The sequence below is a fragment of the Flavobacterium sp. NRK F10 genome (genome assembly GCF_024054235.1).
GTDB classification, from domain to species: domain Bacteria; phylum Bacteroidota; class Bacteroidia; order Flavobacteriales; family Flavobacteriaceae; genus Flavobacterium; species Flavobacterium sediminis.
Genome location: NZ_JAMXLC010000001.1, coordinates 1,769,190 through 1,783,459, shown reverse-complemented (window position 1 = coordinate 1,783,459; position 14,270 = coordinate 1,769,190). Strand labels below are relative to the sequence as shown.

15 protein-coding genes are annotated in these 14,270 nt (G+C 36.0%); 6 read left to right on the top strand and 9 right to left on the bottom strand.

The genetic code is table 11. From position 1 onward, the window contains the following. The first annotated feature begins 4 nt into the window (after positions 1 to 4). Positions 5 to 985: an acyl transferase gene (locus tag NHF50_RS08125; protein ID WP_252775691.1), complete on the top strand. Its 981-nt coding sequence runs from the start codon at positions 5 to 7 to the stop codon at positions 983 to 985. A gap of 2 nt (positions 986 to 987) precedes the next feature. Here the strand turns inward: NHF50_RS08125 and tyrS are convergent, their stop codons facing one another. Next, on the bottom strand, positions 988 to 2,292 hold the full coding sequence (gene tyrS / locus NHF50_RS08120; RefSeq protein ID WP_252775689.1) for a tyrosine--tRNA ligase: 1,305 nt from the start codon (positions 2,290 to 2,292) through the stop codon (positions 988 to 990). 125 nt (positions 2,293 to 2,417) lie between these two features. On the opposite strand from tyrS, the gene NHF50_RS08115 reads away from it, so the two are divergent. After that, positions 2,418 to 3,419: an NAD-dependent epimerase/dehydratase family protein gene (locus NHF50_RS08115; protein WP_252775688.1), complete on the top strand. Its 1,002-nt coding sequence runs from the start codon at positions 2,418 to 2,420 to the stop codon at positions 3,417 to 3,419. Here NHF50_RS08115 and NHF50_RS08110 read toward each other — a convergent pair. From NHF50_RS08110 to NHF50_RS08100, 3 genes are read right to left on the bottom strand one after another with little or no spacing between them, the layout of a single operon-like run. Continuing rightward, positions 3,391 to 3,843 (bottom strand): DUF4296 domain-containing protein, encoded by a 453-nt coding sequence (locus NHF50_RS08110; protein ID WP_109569206.1) that lies wholly within the window; start codon positions 3,841 to 3,843, stop codon positions 3,391 to 3,393. The genes NHF50_RS08115 and NHF50_RS08110 overlap by 29 nt on opposite strands. Position 3,844: 1 nt before the next feature. Next, entirely contained in the window at positions 3,845 to 5,188 is a 1,344-nt protein-coding gene (locus NHF50_RS08105) for a dihydroorotase (protein WP_252775686.1), read from the bottom strand. Continuing rightward, positions 5,188 to 5,910, bottom strand: a complete 723-nt coding sequence (locus NHF50_RS08100) for a polyprenol monophosphomannose synthase (protein WP_252775685.1) — start codon at positions 5,908 to 5,910, stop codon at positions 5,188 to 5,190. The genes NHF50_RS08105 and NHF50_RS08100 overlap by 1 nt, the downstream gene beginning before the upstream one ends. A gap of 99 nt (positions 5,911 to 6,009) precedes the next feature. Here NHF50_RS08100 and NHF50_RS08095 point away from each other — a divergent pair, with 99 nt between their 5' ends. Next, the gene (locus NHF50_RS08095) at positions 6,010 to 6,675 is read left to right on the top strand and encodes a DUF4271 domain-containing protein (protein ID WP_252775683.1); all 666 of its coding nucleotides are present in this window, start codon (positions 6,010 to 6,012) and stop codon (positions 6,673 to 6,675) included. 16 nt (positions 6,676 to 6,691) lie between these two features. Beyond that, complete coding sequence (locus NHF50_RS08090; protein WP_109570636.1) at positions 6,692 to 7,441, top strand: uroporphyrinogen-III synthase; 750 nt, start codon at positions 6,692 to 6,694, stop codon at positions 7,439 to 7,441. Positions 7,442 to 7,533: 92 nt separating this feature from the next. On the opposite strand, the gene pckA is transcribed toward NHF50_RS08090, so the two are convergent. Next, positions 7,534 to 9,162, bottom strand: coding sequence for a phosphoenolpyruvate carboxykinase (ATP) (gene pckA, locus NHF50_RS08085; RefSeq protein ID WP_252775681.1), 1,629 nt, complete (start codon positions 9,160 to 9,162; stop codon positions 7,534 to 7,536). A gap of 64 nt (positions 9,163 to 9,226) precedes the next feature. Further along, complete coding sequence (locus NHF50_RS08080; RefSeq protein WP_109569202.1) at positions 9,227 to 9,616, bottom strand: DUF423 domain-containing protein; 390 nt, start codon at positions 9,614 to 9,616, stop codon at positions 9,227 to 9,229. 130 nt (positions 9,617 to 9,746) lie between these two features. On the opposite strand from NHF50_RS08080, the gene NHF50_RS08075 reads away from it, so the two are divergent. Together NHF50_RS08075 and NHF50_RS08070 are read left to right on the top strand one after the other, a co-directional pair. Further along, positions 9,747 to 11,120 (top strand): saccharopine dehydrogenase family protein, encoded by a 1,374-nt coding sequence (locus tag NHF50_RS08075; protein ID WP_252775679.1) that lies wholly within the window; start codon positions 9,747 to 9,749, stop codon positions 11,118 to 11,120. Between the two features lie 103 nt (positions 11,121 to 11,223). Then, complete coding sequence (locus NHF50_RS08070; protein WP_109569201.1) at positions 11,224 to 11,694, top strand: Lrp/AsnC family transcriptional regulator; 471 nt, start codon at positions 11,224 to 11,226, stop codon at positions 11,692 to 11,694. Between the two features lie 70 nt (positions 11,695 to 11,764). Here the strand turns inward: NHF50_RS08070 and NHF50_RS08065 are convergent, their stop codons facing one another. From NHF50_RS08065 to NHF50_RS08055, 3 genes are all read right to left on the bottom strand, one after another. Next, positions 11,765 to 12,460, bottom strand: a complete 696-nt coding sequence (locus NHF50_RS08065) for a zinc metallopeptidase (protein ID WP_109569200.1) — start codon at positions 12,458 to 12,460, stop codon at positions 11,765 to 11,767. Positions 12,461 to 12,629: 169 nt separating this feature from the next. Then, complete coding sequence (locus NHF50_RS08060) at positions 12,630 to 13,259, bottom strand: hypothetical protein (RefSeq protein WP_252775677.1); 630 nt, start codon at positions 13,257 to 13,259, stop codon at positions 12,630 to 12,632. Between the two features lie 304 nt (positions 13,260 to 13,563). Next, positions 13,564 to 14,232, bottom strand: a complete 669-nt coding sequence (locus NHF50_RS08055; protein WP_252775675.1) for a hypothetical protein — start codon at positions 14,230 to 14,232, stop codon at positions 13,564 to 13,566. Positions 14,233 to 14,270 lie beyond the last annotated feature (38 nt).

Here is a 14,270-nt window from a genome sequence, read left to right as displayed (position 1 = left end):
TGATTTGGTTTCATCTCACGACATATTTACTATTTCCGGAAAGAAAGATTTTGAAAAAATCACGATGAAAGTTTTTCGTTACCAATACGAAAACAATTCTGTATATCAAAAATTCTGTAACCTGATCAGAAAAGATCCTACTAACGTAAAAACTATTGAAGCCATTCCGTTTTTACCCATTCAGTTTTTCAAAAGTCATGATGTTTTAAGCTCATCAGACTCTATTCAACAGATATTTACCAGTAGTGGCACAACCGGTATGCAAACCAGTCGACATTTAGTTACTGATATTTCTCTATATGAAGAAAGTTACCGCAAAGGTTTTACTGAATTTTACGGAAATATTGAAAACTACTGTGTCTTAGCACTACTCCCTTCTTATTTAGAACGTGAAGGCTCCTCTTTGATCTATATGGTTGAGGATCTAATTAAACTAAGTAATCATCCCGATTCCGGCTTTTACCTGCACAATTATGACGAATTGATCGCAAAACTGGAAGATCTGGATAATTCCGGACAAAATGTATTATTGATAGGTGTAACGTATGCTCTCTTGGATTTAATTGAAAAACATCCGTTTCAACTAAACAATACCATTATCATGGAAACCGGTGGTATGAAAGGCAAAAGAAAAGAAATCATCCGTGAAGAGTTACATTCCATCCTTTGCAAAGGGTTCGGTGTATCTGCCATCCATTCCGAATATGGTATGACCGAATTGTTGTCTCAAGCTTATTCTTTAGGAAATGGCATATTTGAATGCCCTCCTTGGATGCAAATCCTTATTCGTGATACTGAAGACGCCTTAACCCTTATCCCCGAAGGAAAAACCGGAGGAATCAACGTAATTGATCTGGCTAATATTAATTCATGTAGTTTTATTGCTACTCAGGATTTGGGAAAAAAATATCCCAACCATTCTTTCGAAGTGTTGGGACGTTTTGATAATTCTGATATCAGAGGCTGTAATTTAATGGTCTTATAAAATTACTTCACTCTGATCACATAATAATTTTTCTTTCCTTTTTGAAGCAATACAAATTGATCGTTGATGAGATCTTCTTTTGTAATTACTTTATCCTCTACTACTTTCGTTTTGTTTACCGAAATTGCATTTTGTTTCAATTCTCTTCGCGCTTCACCGTTAGAAGCTAAGAAATTGGTTTTGGCTGCCAAAGCTCCAATCATATCTAAACCGGCTTCTATTTCACTCATCGATAACTCAACCATTGGCACACCATCAAAAACTTCTAAAAAAGTTTTCTCATCTAACTTTTTTAACTCATCAATAGAATTACTAAATAAAGCATTTGAAGCCGCAATAGCATTATCTAAATCTTCTTGAGAATGTACAAACAACATCAATTCTTCTGCCAAACGTTTTTGCAACACACGTAAATGCGGTGCTTGCTGATGCTCCGCGATCAAAGCATCAATCGTTTCTTTATCTAAAAATGTAAAGATCTTAATGTATTTTTCAGCATCAACATCCGTTGTGTTTAACCAAAACTGATAAAATTTGTACGGTGACGTTTTTTCGGCATCTAACCATACATTTCCACCTTCACTTTTTCCGAATTTAGAACCGTCTGCTTTCGTAATTAACGGACAAGTCATAGCAAAAGCTTTAGCTTGCTCGTCATTACCCACATTCATTCTGCGAATAATTTCCGTTCCGGTAGTAATATTACCCCATTGATCACTTCCTCCCATTTGTAATTTACATCCGTAGGCTTTGTGTAAATGGTAAAAATCGTAACCTTGGATCAACTGGTATGTGAATTCCGTAAAGCTCATTCCGTCTCCTACTTCTCCGCTCAAACGTTTCTTTACCGAATCTTTTGCCATCATGTAGTTTACGGTAATACGCTTTCCGATATCACGGGCAAAAGCAATAAATGAAAACTCTTTCATCCAGTCGTAATTATTTACCAGAATCGGCGCATTGGCATCCGTTGCTTCAAAATCCAAAAAGCGAGACAAAACGCCTTTAATCCCTTCCACATTTTTATTCAATGTAGCTTCATCTAAAAGGTTTCTTTCATCTGATTTTCCTGAAGGATCACCAATCATTCCCGTTGCCCCACCTACTAATGCAATAGGTTTATGACCAAAATTGCGCAGGTGCTTTAACAAAATGATAGGCACCAAGCTTCCTATGTGTAAGGAATCCGAAGTAGGATCAAAACCAATATATGCTGTAGTAGATTCTTTTGTCAATTGCTCTTCAGTTCCGGGCATGATATCATGTACCAATCCTCTCCAACGTAATTCTTCTACTAAATTTTTCATCGTTTTACAATAATTTGCGCAAAGATAGTGGCTAAGTTCCAAAGTTTCAAAGTTTCAAACTTATAAAGTTGCATTTAATCTGATTTCTGTTACTCTCAAATCAAAGATTTCCCTATTTTTACATCATGATATTAGTAACAGGCGCAACAGGTTTGGTAGGCTCTCACCTACTTGTAAAACTGCTTCAGGAAAACGAAGCTGTGAAAGCCATTTACAGAAACAAAAAAAGTTTAGAAGCCGTTCAAAGAGTCTTTGTATATCATGATGCTTTGCCACTTTTTGAAAAGATCATTTGGGTAAAAGCTGATATCACTGATATTCCGAGTTTAAACAATGCTTTTGAAAATGTTACTGAGGTTTATCATTGTGCTGCTCATATTTCTTTTGATCCCAAAGATGAAAACCTGCTTCGGAAAATAAACGAAGAAGGAACCGCTAATATTGTTAACTGTTGCATTGATTTCGGAGTTCGTAAAATTTGTCATGTTTCATCCATTGCCGCTTTAGGCGACCTGAAAGAGAACGAAACAGTAATTACTGAAGAAACGGAATGGAATACGGAATTTCCGCACAGTGATTATGCAATAACCAAATACGGTGCTGAAATGGAAGTATGGAGGGGCTATCAAGAAGGTTTAGAAGTCGTTATCGTTAATCCCGGAATTATTTTCGGTTATGGCTTTCCCGATAAAGGCAGCAGCCTGATTATAAAAAATATTAAGAAAGGGTTTCCGTTTTACTCAAAAGGTCTCGTTGCAATTGTTGCCGTAGCTGATGTAGTGGATTGTATGACCGCCTTAATGAAAAGTACTATTAACGGGGAACGCTATACCTTAGTTTCTGAAAATATTTCTCAGGAAGAACTATTTTATACACTTGCTGACCTACTGAAGGTTAAAAGACCTTATGTGTATGCCAACAAGACTTTGACAGCGATTGGCTGGAGATTAGACTGGTTCTTGTCTTTTATTCTGGGCAAAAAGAGAATGTTTACCAAAACTATGGCTAAGTCTTCCCATAATACACACCAGTACGACAATAGTAAAATCAAACAAACGCTTGGTTATGATTTTAAAACTATAAATGAAATTTTCACTTTTATTTCAAAGGAAGATTATTGTCGATAGTATCCCGATCTAAAAGACGATTTGTTTGCCTTCTCCTAGATTTAGTAGCAGAATCTTTCTTTTTAACGCTTGAATTTTTTTCCAACGGATCAGATGATTCACCCTCTTCTGGAATCTGGCTATTGATACGATCCAATACCGATTGATACATTTGTTTGTATTTACGAGCATCAGAAGCATAATAACGCTGGTTCTGATAAAATGTAACACTGTCTATCTGATATTTCTCAAATAAATAAGCCTTTGTATCAACCCCGTTTTCTCTTAATGTTTTAGGGCTAAAACTTTCTGTCGCCTGTAAGATAGCTAAATCGTATAAGATATTCTTCATCTGCTCTTCATCTAATAAGCGATCCGGCTTAGGAACCGGGTTAGAGTTACAAGCTATAATTAAAAAAGCACTCAGAATAATTATCTTTTTCATATTATTCTCTTTCAAACAATAATCGCTGTCCTACTTTAACGTCTTTCACTTTACCATTTGCATATACTAAAGCTCCGTTCACAAAAGTATGGGTCACTCTTGATTTAAAATTAACGCCTTCAAAAGGAGACCAGCCACATTTATACAGAATATTTTCTTTCTTAACAACCCAAGGCAAATGAGCATTTACAATAACCAAGTCGGCATGATATCCTTCCCTGATAAATCCTCTTTTCTCGATCTTAAATATCTTTGCCGGATTGTGGCACATCTTTTCTACTATCTTTTCTACTGAGATCTTCCCTTTTACATGCTTTTCAAACATCGCTATCAAAGCATGTTGAACCAATGGTCCTCCGGAAGGACAACTCGTGTACGGATTCATTTTTTCCTCTAAAGTATGCGGTGCATGATCTGTAGCGATAACATCGATCCTATCGTCTAATAGTGCTTCCCACAATGCTTCCCTGTCGGATTCCGTTTTTACTGCCGGATTCCATTTGATCAGACTTCCTTTGGTATCATAATCTTTATCGGTAAACCAAAGATGGTGTACACAAGCCTCAGCGGTGATCTGTTTTTCCTCTAAAGGAATCTTATTGGTAAACAGACTCATTTCTTTTGCTGTAGACAAGTGGAAAACATGTAAACGAGCCCCTGTTTTTTTTGCTAATTCAATTGCTTTTGAAGACGAAATATAACAAGCTTCAGCACTTCGTATCAAAGGATGGCACTTCATCGGGATTTCATCGCCGTACTCGGCTTTGTAACGTTCCAGATTTGTTTTTATAGTTCCTTCATCTTCACAATGTACTGCAATCAGCATTTTAGTAGATGAGAATATTTTTTCTAAAACTTCCTGGTTATCGACCAACATATTACCGGTTGATGATCCTAAAAACAATTTGATCCCGGCAACATTTCGGGGATTTGTTTTTAAAACTTCTTTCAGGTTATCATTGGTTCCTCCCATCATAAAGGAATAATTCGCATAAGAAGTCTCGGCAGCAATCTTGTACTTTTGTTCTAAAAGTTCCTGAGTAACGGCATTCGGTATCGTATTCGGTTGTTCAATATACGATGTAATACCTCCGGCAACTGCAGCCCGACTCTCACTGGCAATATTTCCTTTGTGTGTCAAGCCCGGCTCTCTAAAATGTACCTGATCATCAATAACTCCCGGAATTAAATAATTCCCTTCGGCATCTACAATGATACAATCCGAAGATTTAGGGCTGATCTTCTCAGCTATTTCTTTAATAAAACCATTTTCTACTAAAACGTCGCCTTCAAAAATTTGGCCTTCATTTACAATTTTAGCATTTTTGATTAAATAAGTTCGCATTATATGGTGTTCAGTAATTTTTTTATTCTTAATAATATAACTCCAAAAATAGCCTCTCTGATGATCGAACCACTCATTTTGGATTGTCCTTTAGTCCGATCCGTAAAAATGATCGGAACTTCAACTAACCTCAGTCCTTTTACAAACGCTCTGTATTTCATCTCTATCTGAAACGCATAGCCAATAAATTTTATTTTATCAAGTCCAATATTCTCTAACGCGTTTCGCTTATAGCATATAAAACCGGCTGTAGCATCATGAATCTTCATTCCTGTAATGATTCGCACATAAACCGAGGCAAAATAAGATAGTAATACTCTCGACAAAGGCCAGTTCACTACATTAACTCCTGTTGAATAACGCGAACCAATAGCGACATCCGCTCCGTCCTCACATGCTTTCAGCAATCTCGGCAAATCAGCAGGATTATGGGAAAAATCGGCATCCATTTCAAATATATAATCGTATTGATTGCTCAAAGCCCATTTAAATCCGTGTACGTAGGCTGTTCCTAATCCTGATTTCTTTTGCCTGATTTCAACAAATATCCTGCCATCATACTCTTGTTGCAAGGTTAATACCTTTTGTGCAGTTCCGTCAGGAGAATTGTCGTCCACAATTAAAACATGAAAAAAATCATCCAGAACCATAACCGCTCTAATGATGTTTTCTATGTTTTCAATTTCGTTATACGTGGGAATAACGACAAGTCCTTTTGGCATTCTGTTAAAATTTGGATACAAAAATACGCTATTTATCGACTTTATATCTTAATTATTTTATAATAATAGTCATGATAGTATTTTTTGTAATTTTGCGCTATGCACAAAATCTTCTTTACCGAGAGAATCATAGGTTTAAATGACTGGGCCACCATTCTTTTTCTGGTAGCTTTTGTCGCCATTGCTATCAATCGAAATATTTTCGGGGGGCGCTTCAGTGAATTTCTTCGATTGGCTGTTTCAGACAAATATACTAAGATTTACAAAGAATCCTCTAATATAAGAAGCGGATTTACAGTATCTCTGTTCTTTGTACAAATGATTTCTTTTTCTTTCTTTATTTTACTCCTGTTAGCGCAGTTTTACGCAAAAGAAAAATACAATGCAATATTATACATTCAGATTTTTACTTTCCTGACCGTTTTTATTCTATGCAAATATCTGATTGAAAAAATAATTGCCACTTCTTTTAAAATTGAAGAATTTGCCGAACAGTTCAATTTGCTGAAAGTTACATACAGAACTTACATAGGACTCTTGCTATTACCTATTAATATTATCTTATTTTACAATGCTGTTAACAGTAATGCTGTCTATATCATACTCATATTATTAATCACAGCTTTTTCATCGATCACTTATCTGATAACTTTAAAAACATACCAAAGTTTAGTGTCTCGTAAAATATTCTATTTTATTTTATATCTTTGCACCTTTGAAATTGCCCCCTATTATTTCATGTATTATTGGATTACAAAAAATTGAACATCTTATGTCAAATTTGAAAGTGAAAACAATTTTGGTTTCACAACCAGAGCCTAAAGTTGAAAATTCTCCTTATTTTGAACTTCAGAACAAACTAAAAGTTAGAGTAGACTTCAGACCTTTTATCCACGTAGAAGGCGTAAGCGCAAAAGAAGTTAGGGCTCAAAAAATTGACTTGAGTAAATTTACGGCTATCATTTTAACCAGTCGTAATTCTGTAGATCACTTTTTTAGGGTTGCCGAAGAAATGCGCTTTAAAGTACCGGAAGACCTGAAGTACTTTTGCCAATCAGAAGCTGTAGCATACTATTTACAACGTTATGTGGTATACCGCAAAAGAAAAATTTATGTAGGACAAAAAGAATTCTCGGATCTTGCTCCTTTAATTAAAAAATACAAAGACGAGAAGTTCTTATTACCTAATACCGACCAACTTAATTCTGATGTACCGCAAACATTAGACGCTTTAAAAGTAGACTGGACACAGGGTATCTTCTATCGCACGGTAATGAGTGACCTATCGGATCTGAAAGACGTTTATTATGATGTTTTAGTGTTCTTTAGCCCAACCGGGATCAAGTCTTTATTCAAGAACTTCCCTGACTTTCAACAGAACAATACCAGAATTGCCGTTTTCGGCGTTACCACTCAAAAAGAGGCTTTAGATCGAGGCTTACGCGTAGACATTATGGCTCCGACTCCCGAGATCCCTTCAATGACAGGTGCTTTAGAAAAATATATTTTAGAAGTAAACAAAGGAAAATAGGTCTTACGATCTATTTTCTTTAGCTATTATACAATATAAAAAAAGGGTTTCTAATAATTAGAAACCCTTTTTCAATTTACACTTTTATCTAATTAACCCAATTGCGGCCCGGCAGCCACAAGTGATTTTCCTTCTTCGTTATCGGTATATTGCACAAAGTTCTTAATGAATTTTGCTGCCAGATCTTTCGCTTTTTCTTCCCATTCAGAAGCAGCTGCATAGGTATTTCTAGGATCTAAAATAGCAGTATCTACATTTTCCAAAGCTTTAGGCACTTCGAAGTTAAAGATCGGCACAATATGTGTTTCTGCTTTTTCTATAGAACCATCTAAAATTCTATCTATAATTGCTCGGGTATCTTTAATTGAAATACGTTTTCCTGTCCCGTTCCATCCGGTATTCACCATATAAGCCGTTGCATTATGCTCTTCCATCTTCTTTACCAACTCTTCTCCGTACTTTGTCGGATGCAAGCTTAAAAATGCTTTTCCGAAACAAGCTGAAAAAGTAGGTTCCGGTTGTGTAACACCTCTTTCTGTACCTGCTAACTTAGCCGTAAAACCAGATAAGAAATAATATTTTGTTTGCTCCGGTGTTAATTTTGAAACCGGTGGCATTACTCCGAAAGCATCTGCCGTAAGAAAAATCACTTTAGTAGCGTGTCCTGCTTTAGAAACCGGTTTCACGATATTTTCAATATGATCAATAGGATAAGAAACTCTCGTATTCTCAGTAACGGAACCATCTGTAAAATCAATCTTACCGTTAGCATCAACCGTTACATTCTCTAACAAAGCATCTTTACGAATAGCATTATAGATATCAGGCTCATTCTCTTTGCTTAAGTTAATGGTCTTTGCATAACATCCGCCTTCAAAATTAAAAACACCGTCATTATCCCATCCGTGCTCATCGTCTCCTATCAATTCGCGTTTCGGATCAGTTGACAATGTTGTCTTTCCTGTTCCTGACAAACCAAAAAACACTGCCACATCACCGTCTTTACCTTTATTGGCAGAACAGTGCATTGAAGCAATTCCCTGAAGTGGCAAATAGTAATTCATCATCGAAAACATTCCCTTTTTCATTTCACCGCCATACCATGTTCCTCCGATCAATTGCATTTTTTCAGTCAAATTGAACGCTACAAATACTTCTGAATTAAGATTGTATTTTGCATAATCCTTGAAAGATGTCTTAGAGGCATTTACCACCACAAAATCAGGCTCACCGAAATTCTCTAATTCTTCTTTTGACGGTCTGATAAACATATTGGTCACAAAATGAGCCTGCCAAGGCACTTCCATGATAAAACGCACTTTTAAACGAGAATTTTCATTAGCTCCGCAAAACGCATCAACGACATACAGTTTCTTTCCGGATAACTGTTCTACGGAAACCTCTTTCAAAGCGTTCCACGTATCTTGTGAAATAGGCTTATTATCATTTACTGCTTTATCAGATGTCCACCATACAGTATCTTTTGTAACATCATCCTTTACTATATATTTATCTTTAGGCGAACGTCCGGTAAATTCTCCGGTCATCACATTAACAGCTCCCAGCTCAGTCAATTGTCCTTTTTCATACCCTTCTAATTGGTTATCCAATTCCGAATTGTATAAATAATCATAAGATGGATTGTAAACAATTTCTTCTACGTCTTTTATCCCGTATTTTTCCAGCGAAATCGTTTTCGCTAATTGTGTGTACTGCTCCATAAAATTAGTGTTATGTTGTTTATTTTAAAGTTGCAAAAGTATGAATTTAATTTTAACAGAGGCTTTAATTGCCGTTTTTTAACAAGGTTGCGTAAAGCAAATACCCCCAAGAAGCAATCATTAAAACTCCTCCTAAAGGCGTTACAGGCCCTAAAAATTTTGCTTTTATTCCTGTCATGGAAGAAGTTGACAATACATAAATAGAACCTGAAAAAAAGACTACACCGATTGCTGCTAAATAAAACACGATCACTTTATCGCTTACTGCAAGATTCTGAAACTGACTTACGAATAATAAAAAGAGAGCGTGATACATTTGGTATCGGACTCCGGTTTCAAAAGAAGCTAACTGCTCTAAAGACAAAAACTTTTTTAATCCATGAGCTCCTAAAGCTCCTAAAACAATTGCTAAAAGCCCGATTACAATGGCAAAGCCTAAGATTTTCTTCTCCATGTATTAAAATTTTAGACAAATGTATTAAAATAAAATTTGTTAAATAATGATATCTATCAGGAATTTAATTTTAAAAAATATAACATTTTAGTATATTCGTGTGATATTTTACACAACAAACAAACCAAACATGAAAAATATATTGGTTATCGGTGCGGGGCGCTCTGCTTCTTCACTTATACAATACCTTTTAAATAAATCTGAACCTGAGGGTTTAAGCATTACTATAGCCGACTTATCAGAAGAACTGGCTCGTAAGAAAGTAGGTAGTCATAAAAATGCCAGAGCTATTGCTTTTGATATTTTTAACGAAAAGCAACGTCAGGAAGAAATTACAAGAGCCACTATTGTTGTTTCAATGCTTCCGGCTCATTTACATTTGGAAGTAGCTAAAGACTGTTTAAAAATAGGTCGAAATATGGTTACGGCATCCTATATCAGTCCGGCCATGCAGGATCTGGATCATGACGTTAAAGAAAAAGGACTGATCTTCATGAACGAAATAGGACTTGATCCGGGAATAGACCACATGAGTGCTATGAAAGTCATCAATGAGATCACCGACCAAGGTGGAAAAATGATCCTTTTTGAATCTTTTTGTGGCGGACTCGTAGCTCCGGAAAGTGATAATAATCTCTGGAATTACAAATTTACCTGGAATCCCCGAAATGTCGTTTTAGCAGGACAAGGCGGAACTGCCAAGTTCATACAGGAAGGCACTTATAAATATATCCCTTATAACAAACTGTTCCGAAGAACAGAATTTCTGGAAGTCGAAGGCTTCGGACGATTTGAGGCTTATGCCAACAGGGATTCACTAAAATACCGCAGTGTATATGGCTTAGACAATGCTTTAACTGTATATCGCGGAACGATCAGAAGAGTCGGTTATTCGCGAGCATGGGATATTTTAGTTCAACTCGGAATGACTGATGATTCATACATCATGGAGAATTCTGAAAACATGTCTTATCGTGAATTCACCAATTCTTTCTTGCCCTATCACCCGACTGATACGGTAGAAATAAAATTGCGCCATGCACAAAAAATCGATCAGGACGATATCATCTGGGACAAGCTACTCGAATTAGACCTTTTTAACTCCGAAAAAAAAGTCGGGTTAAAAAATGCCACTCCGGCTCAGATCTTAGAGAAGATCCTTTCGGAAAAATGGACCTTAAAACAGGAGGACAAAGACATGATCGTTATGTACCATAAATTCGGTTATGAATCTGAAGACGGTGAGAAAAAACAAATTGACGCTACTATGGTTTGTATCGGTGATGACCAAACCTACACTGCTATGGCTAAAACCGTAGGGCTACCGGTTGCTATTGCTACTTTAAAAATATTAAACGGAGAAATTAAAACTCCCGGGGTTCAGATCCCGATTCGTAAAGAGGTATACGAACCTATTTTAAAAGAATTGGAAGAGTATGGTGTTGTATTTAAAGAAGTTGAAGTTCCTTATTTAGGATACAACCCTTACAATGTAAGCAGTTAGTTCTTGCTTACTTCACTATAATTTAATCCCATTTAGTATCTATTTGGGATTTTTTGTTTTATATTTATAGTATATTTTTAATTTCACATGAAAAATGTAACTTATGAAAGTTAATCAGTTACAAATCGAAATCGACGGCATTGACAAAGAGATCTTACGAGACCTAATGGAAGACGCTCGCAAACCGATCCTGCAAATTGCAAACAAGATCGGTATTTCCGGTGCTGCTATCCACCAACGTTTACGCAAACTGGAGCAAGCCGGTGTAATCTCCGGTTCTAAATTTGTAGTCGATACCAAAGTTTTAGGTTACAGTACTATGGCATTCGTAGGCGTGTATTTAGAAAGAGCTTCCAGTAATTCGGAAGCAGTGCGGGAATTGCGAAAGATCCCTGAAGTTTTAGAATGCCACTATACGACCGGAAACTGGAGTATCTTAATTAAGATCATTTGTAAAGACAACGAACATTTAATGCAGTTGCTCAACAAAAAGATCCAGTCCATCAAAGGTGTTTCCAGAACAGAAACTTTTATTTCGTTAGAACAACAGATTGACCGACAGATCCAATTGTGACCACAACGGTTGAAACATAAAAAAGCCCCGATATTTTTAATGTTCGGGGCTTTTTACTATTTTTATCTTACTAATTTCTGTTACCAAAAACCTGATAAGCCCAATACAATAAAGAAGCTATAGCTCCGATAGCAGCGACCAAATAAGTTCGTGCTGCCCATTTCAAAGCATCTTCAGCTCCGGAATATTCTTGCTGGCTCAACATATTCTTACTTTTCAGCCAAGCTAAGGCTCTGTTACTCGCATCATATTCGACCGGCAAGGTAATCAATGAAAAGGCTGTTGCAATCGCCATCATGATCAATCCGATCACTGCAATATAAAATCCGTATCCTGTCTTTGATGCGGCACCCAAAATAAGTCCTCCGATCACTAACCATTGCGACAAGGATGAAGATATCTGTACAACAGGAACTAATTTAGAACGCATTTCTAACCATTGATATGCTTTTGCATGCTGTACGGCATGTCCGCACTCGTGAGCAGCAACAGCGGCAGCGGCGGCGTTTCTCTGATTATAAACCGCTTCACTCAGATTCACTGTTTTATCAGCCGGATTGTAATGATCGGTTAAACGACCTGCCGTTGAAATTACTTTCACATCATAAATCCCGTTATCGTGAAGCATTTTCTCAGCGATCTCTGCTCCGCTCATGCCATTTCGCAAATGTACTTTTGAATAGTATTCAAACTTACTCTTCAGTTGGTTACTTACCAACCAGCTTACTAAGGCAATACCTCCTATTAATATATAATATCCTAACATAATTTTCTTTTTTCTTTACTATATCAAATTTTAAACCAAAATCTACAAATGTCAGTTTGACAGTTTGTTTTACCTGTTATACGTATTTTTCAAAAAAAGTTACACCTTACCATAAAAAAAGCACGTGAATTACGTGCTTTTAATTGTTCTTAACTTATAACTAACTACTTCAGGACGCTTGTTTCAACTCCTTTACTTTTTTCATTTCATTAAACAGTTCTCTTCTTAGTTTTTGTTCCCGCTCAATACTGGATCTTCTGAAAGCCTCGTATTCATCTTCTAAATTACTCAAGATGGTTTTAGAACTTTTGGTAATCTCATTAGCTCTCATGAACTTCAACACAAAAAATCCTATTACTAATAAACTGGCAAAGAGCAATGCCCAAAGTGAACTTACATAAACATATTTATTAATTGACGTTCCTAAAAAGCCTATTGACTGTTTGTCATTGCGCAGTTTTGAAGTTTCCGCTTGTAAACTTTTCAAACTTTTATCTAATGCACTGATCTCACTGTCTTTTGTTTTGATCTCTTTTTGAAAATCGGAACGCACTTGATCCGAGAGATTTAAAAACGATTCGAGTTCGCTTTTAAAACGAGACATTACCTGTTTGTCGATCACTTTATAATCTTTGTAATTTAAAGATTGATCTAACACAGTATGTATCTGGCTCTCTAACTTTGCCTGAGCCTGTGTGTACTCAGTAAAAATATTTCCTTTAACTTCTCCTGAAAAGGCTACTTTAGGAGACAAGCAAATTGTAACAACGAAAATAAGTGCGTAGCTAAATTTTTTCATAGAACGGCGATTTTTTGGGGGCGGTTAGTAAAAAAACAAGTTCTAAAAAAGAACTTACATTTATCTATAAATCAAATTACTCATCTAATGTAAAAAAAATTTTTTAAACCACCATATTTTTTTCACCTAAATTAAAGATTTATAACATATTACGCATTATTTCTAAAGAAATAAACAAATTCTGCTGTAATCCCAGACTCCCGAAAACCTAAAAACAGTATCTATTTAAAAAAATACAGGTTCCACAATCTTATGATAGATATTTTATCCTGTAAAATAAATATAGACAGATTCTTTTTCCGAATTATTGAATTATTAACCCAAGTATAAAACGATTATTTCCTATTTCCTTAACGGTATTATGAACATCTGCATAATCTGACTTCCATTTCCCGTTTGTGAAAGCAAATTCATACGCAATGTTCAGTCTTAATTTAAACGCTTTATTTCTCCATGCATAAAATGAAGCTGAAGGACCAACATAAAATATCTGATTGCGCAACGAAATATGTCCACTATTATTCATCGGATCCAGATCATTCAAGTTAATCACATTATTAGCAGCATACACGTCTACATTATTTCCTGTTGCACTTAGGTTCAAACCTGTGGTCAAGGCAATATTTTCCGTTTTAATCAGATTGTAATGAACTCTTAAACGTGCGTTTACTCCCAGTAACTTACTTTTGGTATTGTTTGCTCTATTCGTAGAATACAGAAAACCGAACTCGATATCCCCCGAAAACTGTTCGCCGAATATATTGGCTCCCAATAAAAATTCAGGCATTGTTTCCTTTATGTCAGCCGCACCGGAAGCTCTTAGTTTATCGTTCAGCTTAAATGAATTGACCTGCATACCAATTCCCCAATAGAAATCTAATTTAGGACTTTTTGTAATTTTAACGGAATCTGCTTCCTGCGAAAAAGCAAAAAAGGAACTCGTCAGAACTAGTAGTGTAATTATTTTATTCATCTCTGATGGATTTTGAAATTCAATAACTTCGAAAATAA